The organism is Brevibacillus porteri (genome assembly GCF_003013475.1).
Lineage (GTDB): Bacteria > Bacillota > Bacilli > Brevibacillales > Brevibacillaceae > Brevibacillus > Brevibacillus porteri.
Genome location: NZ_PXZO01000026.1, coordinates 32444 through 45107, shown reverse-complemented (window position 1 = coordinate 45107; position 12664 = coordinate 32444). Strand labels below are relative to the sequence as shown.

The window sequence follows — 12664 nt, the reverse complement described above, 5'->3', positions numbered from 1 at the left end:
ATCGTCGTAATGGAACGCATTCTTGATGTAAAAGACCTGCATGTATCCTTCCATACGTATGCAGGTGAAGTAAAAGCAGTCCGCGGTGTGAATTTTCACGTCAACCGCGGAGAGGCTGTAGCGATTGTAGGGGAGTCCGGTTGCGGTAAATCCGTAACCGCTCAAACCCTCATGAAGCTGATTCCGATGCCTCCAGGTGAAATTAAAAAAGGGCAAATTCTCTTCAATGGTGAGGATATCGTCAAGAAGTCGAAAAAAGAAATGGAATCGATCCGCGGTAAAGATATCGGGATGATCTTCCAAGATCCAATGACTTCCTTGAACCCAACCATGACCATCGGTAGCCAAATTACCGAGGGCTTGATCAAGCACCAAAACATGTCGAAAGCTGCAGCACGTGATCGTGCCATTGAGCTGTTGACCATGGTTGGTATTCCGCAACCTGAGAAACGTGTGGAGCAATATCCACACGAGTTCTCTGGCGGTATGCGTCAACGTGCGATGATCGCGATCGCTCTCGCCTGTTCGCCGAAGCTGTTGATCGCGGATGAACCGACGACAGCTTTGGACGTAACGATTCAGGCGCAAATTTTGGACCTGATGAAAGAATTGCAAAAGAAAACAGGCACTTCCATTATCTTGATCACGCATGACCTTGGTGTTGTTGCTGAGATGTGTGAACGCGTCATCGTTATGTACGCAGGAAAAGTGATCGAGACAGGAACAGTTGACGATATTTTCTACAATCCGCAACATCCTTACACCAAAGGCTTGCTTCGCTCGGTACCACGTCTTGACTTGAACCGTGACGAGCCACTGACACCGATTTTTGGTACGCCGCCAGACCTTCTGCGTCCGCCAGTTGGCTGTGGATTCACTGCGCGTTGCGAATCAGCGATGCGTGTGTGCCAAGAGATCGATCCTGAGCTGAACGACGTCAGCACGACTCAGCGAGCAGCTTGTTGGCTTCAGCATCCGCTTGCTCAGAACCGTGCATGAACGTAGAAGGAGGGATATCAGTGGATAAACGTGAAAATTTAATTGAAGTACGTAATCTAAAAAAGTTCTTTTCTATTGGCGATAATACTCTGAAAGCTGTGAATGATATCTCGTTTGAGATCAAACGTGGAGAAACATTGGGCGTAGTAGGAGAGTCAGGCTGTGGAAAGTCCACTGCCGGTCGTACCATCTTGAGACTGTATGATGCGACTGAAGGGGACGTCCTGTTTGAAGGTAAGAGCATCATGAATTTGAACCAGCAGGAAATGAAGGCGATGCGCCGCAACATGCAAATGATTTTCCAAGACCCTTACGCATCCTTGAATCCGCGTATGACAGTTGGGGATATCATTGGCGAGGCGCTGGATATTCATGGCCTGGCGACTGGTCAAAAGCGCAAAGAACGCATCCAGGAGCTCCTTTCCTTGGTGAGCTTGAATCCTGAGCACATGAACCGCTTTCCACATGAGTTTTCAGGCGGACAGCGCCAACGTATCGGAATTGCCCGTGCATTGGCAGTAGAGCCAAAATTCATCGTTTGTGACGAGCCAATCTCTGCTTTGGACGTATCCGTACAAGCACAGGTTGTAAACTTGCTCGAACAGCTTCAAGAAAAAATGGGCTTGACCTACATGTTCATTGCCCATGACTTGTCCATGGTAAAATACATTTCCGACCGTGTAGCGGTTATGTACCTGGGTAAAATGGTTGAGCTGGCAGAAAGCGATGCTTTGTATGAAAAGCCGCTCCACCCGTATACGCAAGCGCTGTTGTCTGCGATTCCGATTCCAGACCCAGAAGTTGAGCGTAACCGCGAGCGCATTGTATTGCAAGGCGATGTACCTAGCCCAATGAATCCACCAAGCGGTTGCCATTTCCGTACCCGTTGCCCGAAAGCAATGCCGGAATGCGCTGCATCCGCACCTGTATGGAAAGAAGTAGAGCCAGGACATTTCGCAGCTTGTCATTTGTATAACTAAATCAACTACAAATAACGAGTTCCGAGGCTACTCGTGCAGCCCGGAACTCGTTTCCCTTCATAAGGGAGGTTTTACCTCTGAAAAAAATGGGTATTGTTCCCAGAGGCAGTTTTTTCAGGGGTATTTTTTCGGAGTTCTTGCACTGGAAAATTGTAGTAGCGATAAAGGGGGCAAGTAGCATGAGTAAATTTTTGTCGCCACGATGGAAAAAGAAGGAGGGAATTTCGAATCTCTTAAAAAAAGTAAATTTGACTAGCCAAGTAGCAACGGAAAAGCTAAAAGGCTCTCTTGCTACAAAGATGATTGTGTTTGGCCTAATTCTTGTACTTATTATTATCGGTTCTTTGCAATACATAGCCCTTTCCTTCTCGAAATCAACGCTGTTCAGCATTACCTCTAACCAGGCGAAAATGCTGGCTGACCAGCATGCAAATAGCATAGAAGATGACATAAAAGCAATTGTGAACTCCACGAAATCGGCGGCAACCAAACGTGTGATGATGACAGAGCTACAGCCGCTTATCATGGAGCAGTTTACTCTATTGCGCCAGGCACATAAAGAAGTATCCCGAATCTATTTGATCGACACGGCTACCGGGAAATCCCTGTATTCCTTGACCGGGACAAATGAGATTGACTTCAAGCAAAAGCAATACTTCCAAAGAGCACTAACTACGAAATCCTTGGTCATTTCTGATGAAGAAATCGTTGAAGGCAGCAACAAGAGTTTTCTTTATATTGCGACACCCATAGGGGAAAAGACAGATGATACGAGCCGATTGTTCGTTGTTGGGTTTACGATTGACCAAATGATTCAAAAAATTCCTGAGATCTCTTTCATGGAGAATGGCTACGCATTTGTCGTTCGACAAGATGGTTTGGTTGTAGCTCATCAAAATCCGAATAACAACAACAAGCTCGTGCTAGCTGGTGACAAAGATTATGAAGAGATGCTTGCCCTGATGCAGTATGAGACAAGCAATAGCTTATTGTACTCGGATCATGGTATTGATTCATTTGCAGCTTTTGCACCAATACCGATGTTGAAATGGAATGTAGTTTTGTCCACGGGAACCGACGAGGTGTATGGTGAGGTGGACGGAATGTGGCTATACTTCGTGCTCTTCAGCTTGCCGATCATCGGACTCTCGGTTTGGGCGATCTGGTGGTTTGCGAAGCGGATTCGACTTTCCTTGTTCGCGATAGCCCGAGATATGGATCAAATCGGCGCCGGACATTTTAATATCAACGTAAAAGTAAACGGCAATGACGAGCTGGCTATGGTTGGGCGCAAAATGAATGAGATGGCGGCTGAACTTCGCAAGCTGATTGCCCTTGTACAGGGACAAGCTACACAACTGAACGTAGCGACAGATGAGCTGACTCTATTTGCGCAAGAGAACAAAGGAGCCATTAACGTCATTACGGATAATATTTCAACGATTGCCCAACGCGTTTCTACGCAGACAAACGAAGTGCAAGCGACGGCCAATACCGTCTCGGAAATATCGGAAGGCGTTGAACAGGTGGCTGTGGCTGCCGAATCAACATCGGTTGCTACGACCCGTACGTTTGAGAGAGCGCAAGGCGGAATGGAATTAGTGGGGAACGTAATCAATACGGTAAGACGTGCCACTAGTGAGGTAGAACGTACTGCTGGGCAAATGCACAATCTTCGTGATCGTGCTCGTGAAATTACGAGTATCGTCGAAATGATTACGAGTATTGCATCGCAGACGAATTTGTTGGCGCTGAATGCAGCCATTGAAGCTGCCCGTGCTGGAGATGCTGGACGAGGCTTCTCGGTTGTAGCCAGCGAGGTTCGCAAACTCGCAGAGGAAAGCAGCTCCTTCTCTGAGCGTATTGCTGCTATTGCCCATTCGATCAATGATGAGGCAATGGATATGAGCAAGCATATGGACGAGATCGTTACCATGGTGAGTGGAGGCTTGCAGTCTGTAGAGTCTGTCGGTACTGCTTTCCAAAATATCGTGGCAGAGATTCAATCGGCCGCAGAGCAAAGCGAATCGATGACGGCGACCTCGGAAGAGATGGCCGCAGGTAATCAGGTTGTGACGAACTCCATGCAGCGTCTCGCCACCATGTCGGATGAAATTAGTGATTCCATCTCAGGTGTGGTAGAGACAGTGGATGAACAATTGAATTCGATTGCACGCATTAATGAAAACGTAGAACAATTGAAAAAAATGGCGGACGAGTTAACTCAAAATGTGAGCCGATTCGTCATTTAAGAAAGTGTCCCTTCTGCGAGTAGTGGAAGGGATTTTTTTGTGTAACCGGATGACTGTCGAGAAGATAATCTTGCCGTTTTTGTGTGAATATTTTCCTTTCATGATGGTGAGAATAAAACCATGAATGGAGGGAAGAGACTGCTATGAAACGGAATGGATACCTCGCTCTATGCTTCGTTATGTGCTTTACCATCTTTTCTCCGATGGCTGTTGCCAAAGAAAAGGCTGGACAGCAAAAGGGTGACAATCATTTTGCCCCACTAGCTTCATCCGCAGTGATGATTGAAGCGGATACGGGAACAGTCTTGTATGAAAAGAACGCCAATGAAAAAATGCCACCCGCCAGTATCACCAAAGTTATGACCATGCTTTTGATCATGGAAGCGGTGGAGCGGGGAGAGCTTAAGCTTACCGATAAGGTTCGAACAAGTGAAAGAGCAGCATCAATGGGCGGATCGCAAATTTTTCTACAGCCCGGTGAAGAAATGACGGTAGAGGACATGTTGAAAGGGATTGCGATTGCTTCTGGGAATGATGCCTCTGTAGCGATGGCTGAGCACTTGGCTGGGACAGAAGAGAGTTTTGTCGCGCGAATGAATGAACGAGCACAGCAGCTCGGTATGAAAAATACGCATTTTGTCAACTCCAATGGACTTCCAGCCGCGAATCACTTCTCTTCGGCAGCAGATATTGCGATCATGTCACGTGAGCTCTTAAAGCACGATGGCATCACGAAGTTCACCGGTACGTATCAAGACTATTTGCGGAAAGATACAGAGAGCCCCTTCTGGCTTGTGAATACGAACAAGCTGGTGCGTTTTTATGAAGGGGTGGACGGATTGAAAACAGGGTACACAGGCGAAGCGAAATACTGTTTAACAGCGACTGCTAAACGCAACAACATGCGTGTCATTGCAGTCGTCATGGGTGAGCCTGATGTAAAAACGCGTAACAATGAGGTTTCGACCATGTTCAATTACGCATTCACACACTTTCAGGTGATGCCGATGTACAAAAAGGGAGAAGCTGTGCGCGCACTCGTTGTAGATAAAGGTCAGAAACCGCAAATCAATGCGGTGACACCACATGCGGTTAGTTTGTTGATGAAAAAAGGAGAATCGGCCGATACCTTCCAGAAGGAAATTGTCATCAATGAGGCTGTTCACGCACCTATAGCAAAAGACCAAGTAATTGGCCACATTTTCATCCGAACGAAAGATGGCAAGGAAGTAAACCGAATCGATCTGTTCCCAGAAGATCAGGTAGATAAAGCCAACATGTGGGAGATTCTCAAGCGAACCACCAAGAGCGTTTTGATTAGCTACTGACAGACAGCATGAGCGCGAAAAGAATCGAGTTGCCCCGAATGGAATGGCGCGGCTGCTCGATTTTTTTGTTCTTTTGTCGGCTGGCAGGAATTGGTTTCGCCGAGGAAGAAAGAGAGTTTCTATCAAGGGAGAAGGAGTGTGTCAGCTATGAGTTTACGAGTCGCGATGGAGACACGGCAGGATGTGCTGGTGATCCGTTTGCAGGGTGAGCTGGATCATCATACGGCAGAGGAGTTGCGCAAGAAGGCGGATGATCTTTTGCGTACCTCTACTATACGCCATATTGTGCTGAGTCTGGCTGATTTGACGTTTATGGACAGCTCTGGTATCGGGGTTATTTTGGGAAGATACAAGCAGATTTCTGCCCGATCTGGAGAAATGTATGTCTGCTCGATCAATCCTACGATCTATCGAATATTTGAGATGTCCGGGTTATTCAAGGTGATCAAGTTTCGCGAAAACGAAGCGGATGCTTTGCATGTTCTGGGGGTGGCGTAATGATGGTACAACGTAACTTTATGTCAGTGTCGTTTGCAGCATTGAGCCAAAATGAAGCATTCGCACGTGTAGCAGTCGCAGCCTTCATTTCTCAACTCGATATTACGATGGACGAGCTGGAAGAAATCAAAACCGTTATATCCGAGGCGGTTACCAATGCCATTATTCATGGTTATGACGAAAATCCAGAGGGTGTGGTACAGATCTCTGTGCGAATTCAAGAGGACAGTATTGATCTGATTGTAGAAGACAATGGACGTGGAATAGAGGATGTGGAGCAAGCTATGCAGCCACTCTATACGACGAAACCGGAGCTTGAGCGCTCTGGGATGGGCTTTACGATTATGGAGAATTTCATGGATTCTTTGGAAGTGGCAACGGTTGTGGGTAAGGGAACAACCGTGCGCCTCACCAAACGCCTAGCGTTTGCCAAAGCCTTGCAAAATTAGGGGTAGTGCCTATGGGTGCCGATATCAAAAACGCGAGTCAACCATTTCTGACCAATGACCAAGTAAAAGAGCTAATCGCCAAAAGCCAAGCTGGCGACACTGAGGCACGAGAGCTTTTAGTCAACAGCAATATTCGGCTGGTCTGGTCCGTCGTCCAGCGCTTTATCAACCGTGGATACGAAGCGGATGATTTGTTTCAGATCGGTTGTATTGGCCTTTTGAAAGCCGTAGACAAGTTTGATCTCTCCTATGATGTTCGATTCTCAACCTATGCTGTGCCGATGATTATCGGAGAAATTCAACGCTTCTTACGTGATGACGGTACAGTCAAGGTAAGTCGATCACTCAAAGAAACAGCCAATAAGGTACGACGAACAAAGGATGAACTGTACAAGCAATTCGGTCGCGCACCCACGATTGCTGAGGTTGCGGACGCGGTGGGGATTACGCCAGAAGAAGTCGTGTTTGCGCAAGAAGCGAATCGGGCACCTTCTTCCATCCATGAAACGGTTTTTGAAAATGACGGGGACCCCATTACTTTGATCGATCAGATTGCGGATGAAGGGGTCAACAAATGGTTTGAAAAAATTGCGCTCAAGGATGCGATCAGTCGATTGAGCGAGCGGGAACAACTCATTGTCTACCTGCGCTACTACAAGGATCAGACGCAGTCAGAAGTAGCGGAGAGGCTGGGAATCTCGCAAGTACAAGTATCGCGCCTCGAGAAGCGCATTTTGCAAACGATCAAAGAGCAAATTGAGCATTAACAGATGCAAACACTCCGGTCACTACGTGGCTGGGGTGTTTTGTTTTGTGAAAAACATCTCGATAGTTTTCATTAAACAGAACGATCATTTCCGTTTATTTGCATGGGTTTTGTGGCGCGGCACATACTAGCGAATAATCAGGTATGTGATGGAAGGGGAAGGTACCATGAATGACGCGTTGTTTCTGCGCCTGAGAAAGCGATTGGCCACACAGCCACAAGCTATGATTACGCTTGGGGACATTTGCCAGCTTTACTGGGATGGAGAGCGCGAGGAAGCGTTAAAGCGGATGCCCATTTACCAGACGAAGCCAACGGATGGCAACTTGATCATTATCGATATTATGCAGGTGATTAAAAGATTGCGTTCTGTCTATCCTGACGTGGAACTGGACGTCCAGGGTGCACCCCAAATCATTGTGGAAGTACTCAATCCACGTAAGAAATCGAATCCGATTTTAGTGGCATTGGTGTGGCTTCTGTTGTTCATTGGCTCAGGATTGGCGATCATGAATTTCCATACGGATGTCAGCATGATGCAGGTTCACGAACGAATCTACTATTTGATTACAGGTGAAAAAAGCCATCAGCCTTTGTGGATGCAAATCCCATACTCTATCGGAATCGGCTTGGGGATGATTCTGTTTTTCAATCATATCTTTCAGAAAAAAATCAACGAGGAACCTAGTCCGCTTGAAGTGGAATTGTTTATGTATCAGCAAAGCCTGGATCAATACTACATACAAAATGAAAACAAGGAAAACCAACGGACGAAGAAATGAGCGTCATCAAGTGCTTGTTGCTTATTTTGATCGGGCTGGGTGGAGGGCTTGCAGTAGGGAGCGGGCTGGTCGCGTTTATTACCGTTCTGGACATCATTCCGAGGTTGACACAATTAACGAATGCTCATCGGTATATCCGCTTGCTGGAATGGGCTCTGGTGGCCGGAGCGCTTTTTTTTACGTTTATTGATTTTTTTCATTGGGGTGTTCAATTGCCTGTTATCGTTTCTTCGCTTTACGGGATCTTTGCAGGGATATTTGTGGGGACACTCGCCGCAGGCTTAACTGAGGTACTGAACGTCTTTCCGATATTAGCAAAGCGAATCCACATGGACGGCAGTCTTCTTTTTCTGTTGATGGCAGTGGTGCTGGGGAAAGTGACAGGTTCCTTATTGCAATGGTTGCTCCATCTGTGAAATGGTAAATACCACTATTCATAGGCATCTTTAGAAAAAGGAAGGATATAGGAAGAAAGCTTACAAAGGGAGTGAAAGGGCATGGCAACCAAAACAAAATCCAAAAACCCCGGATCGATGCAGATGACCAAACAACTGTATCAACAGCAGGCTTCCAAGTTCCAGCCCAAACGAAATGTTCTGCTTAACTCGTTTCGAGCTTTCTGGGTAGGAGGAACCATATGTTTGTTGGGTCAGGCCATTCAAAATATGTATATTACCTTCTTCGGATTTACGGAGAAAACGGCAAGCAATCCGACCGTTGCGACACTCATCTTTTTATCCGTTTTGCTGACAGGTTTGGGTGTGTATGACAATATCGGGCAGTATGGTGGAGCCGGATCAGCCGTGCCTGTTACAGGCTTTGCCAACTCGATCGCTTCTGCTGCCATTGAACATCGGAGCGAAGGATTTGTGCTTGGCGTTGGGGGAAATATGTTTAAACTCGCTGGTTCGGTCATTGTTTTTGGGGTTGTTGCTGCTTTCATTGCAGGAATATTAAAGAGCCTGATCAACATGTTTTTCTAAGGGAGGGCTGTCAGTGTCAAACAATCCACCTGTGAAACGAGTCAATCGGCAAACCTGGCACTTCGATCAAAATGTTCGCCTGCAAAGCTCGGCAGTTGCTGTGGGACCAAAAGAAGGAGAAGGGCCGCTGGCGCACTTGTTTGATAAGATCCACGACGATATGTATGCAGGTCAACAAACGTGGGAAGACGCCGAACGCCAGTTGATGGAGGATGCAGTCAACACCTTGTTGCAAAAGGCGGGGATCACGGGCAAGGATGTGGATATCATTCTTGCGGGTGATCTGTTGAATCAAAACATCACCACCAACTTTACAGCAGAAAAGTTGACGATTCCGCTTTTGGGCATGTACGGCGCTTGTTCTACCTCAATGCTTACACTGGCAAATGCGGCGGCTTTGGTAAACGCAGGCTATGCAAACAAGGCGATTGCTGCTTGCAGTAGCCACAATGCCACAGCAGAAAGGCAGTATCGTTATCCTACGGAATACGGAGGCCAGAAGCCGCCTAGCGCTCAGTGGACAGTGACAGGAGCTGGCGCGGGATTGGTCGGGATAGGGGGAAAGGGTCCGCGCATTACGTATGCGACGATGGGGAAAGTAGTGGACATGGGGATTAAAGACCCGTTTGATATGGGGACGGCCATGGCGCCAGCAGCTGCTTCGACGATTCAGACGCATTTTCAAGATACGGGGCGCTCTCCACAGTCCTATGATTTGATCGTGACTGGTGACCTGGCAGCTGTCGGGTATCCGATTTTAAAGGAGCTCATGCTGACAGAAGGATACGACATGGATCAAGTCTACAATGATTGCGGATTGATGATATACTCCCCCGATCAGGATGTATTTGCAGGCGGGAGCGGTTGTGCCAGCAGTGCAGTAGTCACTTATAGCTACATATTGGATCAGCTCAACCGTGGGTTACTGAAAAACGTGTTGGTCTGCGCCACGGGAGCACTATTAAGCCCAGTAAGCACTCAGCAGGGCAATTCGATACCGTGCATCGCCCATGCGGTTGCACTTGAGGGAGGAAAATGATGGAGTACCTGATTGCTTTTGTCGTAGGGGGATTGGTTTGTGTAGTGGGTCAACTCCTTCTGGATGTTGGCAAGCTAACGCCTGCTCATGTCATGAGTACGCTGGTCGTGGCAGGAGTTTTTCTCGATTTCATCGGCGTGTATGACAAGTTTATTGATTTCGCAGGCGCAGGAGCGACTGTACCGATTACGAGCTTCGGTCATTCTTTGTATCACGGAGCCATCAGCGAGGCCGAACAACATGGGTTGATCGGTGTGGCAACGGGGATTTTTGAGGTCACGAGTGCGGGTATATCGGCCGCGATTGCATTTGGATTTTTTGCCTCACTCATCTTTAAACCCAAAGGGTAAGTCCAGGCAGTAAAAGGCGGTGACCCAGCATGGACACAGTACGCCGGAAAGTCATATTGGTGACAGATGGAGATCATATTGCCCAAAAAGTTATCGAGAATGTCGCCAAGCAATTTGGGGGGCGATGTATATCACTGTCTGCCGGGAATCCGACTCCATTACGAGGCAATCAGATGGTCGAACTCATTAAAATGACACCGTATGATCCTGTCATCGTCATGTTCGATGACAACGGAGATTACGGCAAGGGTAGAGGGGAACGAGCACTCGAATACGTGGTGAAGCATCCTGATATCGAAGTAATCGGTGCAATTGCAGTAGCCTCGAATACACACTGGGTCAAGGGTGCGACAGTCGCTTATTCTGTAAACAACCAAGGACAAATTGTAGATGAAGCGGTGGACAAGGATGGGTACGCAGACGAGCAACTTCAGCATCATATTTATGGAGATACCGTAGACATCTTGAATTCCCTGCATGTACCAAATGTCATCGGCATTGGAGATATAGGCAAAATGGAAGGTAGGGATAGTTTGCAAAACGGTTGTCCCATCACAACGAGAGCGGTGCAATGGATAATGGAAAGGAGCGGCGCTCATGGCACAGGTAACGGAAAAACGGCATCCCATCTCAACTTATCTTGAAGAGAATCAGAGGTATTTGAACGACAGACTCGGTGTTGGTAAGAGCTTTGATATTGGGGTCCATGATTTTTATGTGGGTCATACACGAATGTTGTTGTATTACATAAATGGCTTCGCAGAAAGCTTACTGATTTCGCAGGTCATGCGTGAGCTGAACGATGTGCGTGAACGGGATATGGCTGATAACGCTTTCGACCAGTTGTTTCATAAGTTCATCCCTTTCTTCCAGCTCAGCAAAGTGGAAACGACAGACGAATTTATGGATAAATTGCTCGTCGGTCAGGTAGGGCTTATTATCGACCGATCTCCTCACGCCATTATCCTCGATGCGAAAATCTTGCCGAATCGCACACCGCAGGAGCCAGATACGGAGAGAATCGTCCGCGGAGCGCATGACGGCTTTACAGAAGTGCTCGTAACCAATACAGCTCTTACGCGTAGAAGGATTCGTGACGAACGGCTCCGCTTCGAAATCATGCAGATTGGGGAGCGGACCAAGACAGATGTTGCCGTCGCCTACTTGCATGATGTAGCGAATGAAGAGCTGGTCCATACGTTAAAGGAGCGTCTACAAAACATCCAGATTGACGGGATACCGATGGCAGAAAAAACCGTCGAAGAATTTATCATTGGAAAGTCTTTGAACCCTTTTCCGTTAGTACGGTATACAGAGCGACCCGATGTGGCTGCTGTACATCTATTGGAAGGTCACGTACTGATTTATGTGGATACTTCGCCGAGTGTTATGATCACACCCGCCACTTATTTTCATCATGTACAGCATGCGGAGGAGTATCGACAAACACCGGTAATCGGTGCTTATCTGCGCTGGGTTCGCTTTTTGGGAATCTTTGCTTCTGTTTTTGTTTTGCCGATCTGGTTGCTTTTGGTCATGCACCCTTCCATGATACCGGAGCCACTTCACTTCCTGGGGATCAAAAAGATGGGGAGCATTCCTATTTTGGCACAATTCGTGATCGCTGAGGTTGGACTGGATTTGATGCGGATGGCCGCCATTCATACGCCAGCGCCCCTCTCGATTGCCGTAGGTTTATTGGCCGCGATTCTGGTCGGGGATGTGGCGATAAAGGTAGGACTCCTCGCACCCGAGGTTATCTTGTATCTGGCAGTGGCGGCAATCGGGATGTATGCAACTCCCAGTTATGAGTTGAGCTTGGCCAATCGACTGATTCGTTTGTTTCTCATTCTCATGGTGGGCTTTTTCTCTACACCGGGACTGATGATCGGACTTACGATCATTCTGATTTTCTTGGCTTCCTCCCGTTCGCTCAATACACCTTACTTATGGCCGTTCATTCCATTCAACTACAAAGGGATGAAGGATATTGTGGTACGGCTGGCTGTGCCAAGGAAAAACAACAGGCCGAGTATCGTTCGCGCGCAAAATTCCTCTCGGCAATAATATTCTGAAAACGGTTGACTTCACCCATTGTCAAACGCACAACCTTGTAGTAAATTGTAGGGAAGCCTTACGAACAAAAGTTTCTGTATGGCAACTGACGCTCCTCGTTGGTTGCCTTTCTCTATAACAGGTTGTCTATATACATCATCGGTGCGAATGAATTGGGGAGGA

The 12664-nt window shown here is 47.4% G+C and carries 14 protein-coding genes; all 14 read left to right on the top strand.

Features of this window, described 5'->3' with window-relative positions:
- Positions 1-9: 9 nt before the first annotated feature.
- The 14 genes from C7R92_RS14860 (at position 10) to C7R92_RS14795 (ending at position 12493) form a co-directional block, all read left to right on the top strand.
- Positions 10-999, top strand: a complete 990-nt coding sequence (locus C7R92_RS14860; RefSeq protein ID WP_069844656.1) for an ABC transporter ATP-binding protein — start codon at positions 10-12, stop codon at positions 997-999.
- Between the two features lie 20 nt (positions 1000-1019).
- Positions 1020-1979 carry an ABC transporter ATP-binding protein gene (locus C7R92_RS14855; protein ID WP_026043036.1) on the top strand — a complete coding sequence of 320 codons (960 nt, stop codon included), beginning with the start codon at positions 1020-1022 and terminating at the stop codon, positions 1977-1979.
- A 179-nt stretch (positions 1980-2158) separates the two neighbouring features.
- Positions 2159-4231: a methyl-accepting chemotaxis protein gene (locus C7R92_RS14850; protein WP_106834791.1), complete on the top strand. Its 2073-nt coding sequence runs from the start codon at positions 2159-2161 to the stop codon at positions 4229-4231.
- A gap of 143 nt (positions 4232-4374) precedes the next feature.
- Positions 4375-5559, top strand: coding sequence for a D-alanyl-D-alanine carboxypeptidase family protein (locus C7R92_RS14845; RefSeq protein ID WP_017248053.1), 1185 nt, complete (start codon positions 4375-4377; stop codon positions 5557-5559).
- A gap of 147 nt (positions 5560-5706) precedes the next feature.
- The gene (gene spoIIAA / locus C7R92_RS14840) at positions 5707-6057 is read left to right on the top strand and encodes an anti-sigma F factor antagonist (RefSeq protein ID WP_007724108.1); all 351 of its coding nucleotides are present in this window, start codon (positions 5707-5709) and stop codon (positions 6055-6057) included.
- A complete protein-coding gene (spoIIAB, locus tag C7R92_RS14835) occupies positions 6057-6506 on the top strand; it encodes an anti-sigma F factor (protein WP_007724107.1) in 450 nt (149 codons plus the stop codon). The genes spoIIAA and spoIIAB overlap by 1 nt, the downstream gene beginning before the upstream one ends.
- Positions 6507-6517: 11 nt before the next feature.
- Positions 6518-7273: an RNA polymerase sporulation sigma factor SigF gene (sigF, locus tag C7R92_RS14830; RefSeq protein WP_007724105.1), complete on the top strand. Its 756-nt coding sequence runs from the start codon at positions 6518-6520 to the stop codon at positions 7271-7273.
- Between the two features lie 166 nt (positions 7274-7439).
- The gene (locus tag C7R92_RS14825; RefSeq protein WP_106834790.1) at positions 7440-8054 is read left to right on the top strand and encodes a stage V sporulation protein AA; all 615 of its coding nucleotides are present in this window, start codon (positions 7440-7442) and stop codon (positions 8052-8054) included.
- Positions 8051-8470, top strand: coding sequence for a stage V sporulation protein AB (locus C7R92_RS14820; RefSeq protein WP_106834789.1), 420 nt, complete (start codon positions 8051-8053; stop codon positions 8468-8470). The genes C7R92_RS14825 and C7R92_RS14820 overlap by 4 nt, the downstream gene beginning before the upstream one ends.
- Positions 8471-8551: 81 nt before the next feature.
- Positions 8552-9037, top strand: a complete 486-nt coding sequence (gene spoVAC, locus C7R92_RS14815) for a stage V sporulation protein AC (protein WP_106834788.1) — start codon at positions 8552-8554, stop codon at positions 9035-9037.
- A gap of 13 nt (positions 9038-9050) precedes the next feature.
- Positions 9051-10076 carry a stage V sporulation protein AD gene (gene spoVAD / locus C7R92_RS14810; protein ID WP_106834787.1) on the top strand — a complete coding sequence of 342 codons (1026 nt, stop codon included), beginning with the start codon at positions 9051-9053 and terminating at the stop codon, positions 10074-10076.
- Positions 10076-10426: a stage V sporulation protein AE gene (gene spoVAE / locus C7R92_RS14805; protein ID WP_007724093.1), complete on the top strand. Its 351-nt coding sequence runs from the start codon at positions 10076-10078 to the stop codon at positions 10424-10426. Before spoVAD ends, spoVAE begins: the two co-directional genes overlap by 1 nt.
- A gap of 29 nt (positions 10427-10455) precedes the next feature.
- Positions 10456-11070, top strand: a complete 615-nt coding sequence (gene spoVAEA / locus C7R92_RS14800) for a stage V sporulation protein SpoVABEA (RefSeq protein ID WP_106834786.1) — start codon at positions 10456-10458, stop codon at positions 11068-11070.
- A complete protein-coding gene (locus C7R92_RS14795) occupies positions 11024-12493 on the top strand; it encodes a spore germination protein (RefSeq protein WP_106834785.1) in 1470 nt (489 codons plus the stop codon). Before spoVAEA ends, C7R92_RS14795 begins: the two co-directional genes overlap by 47 nt.
- Positions 12494-12664: the final 171 nt, after the last annotated feature.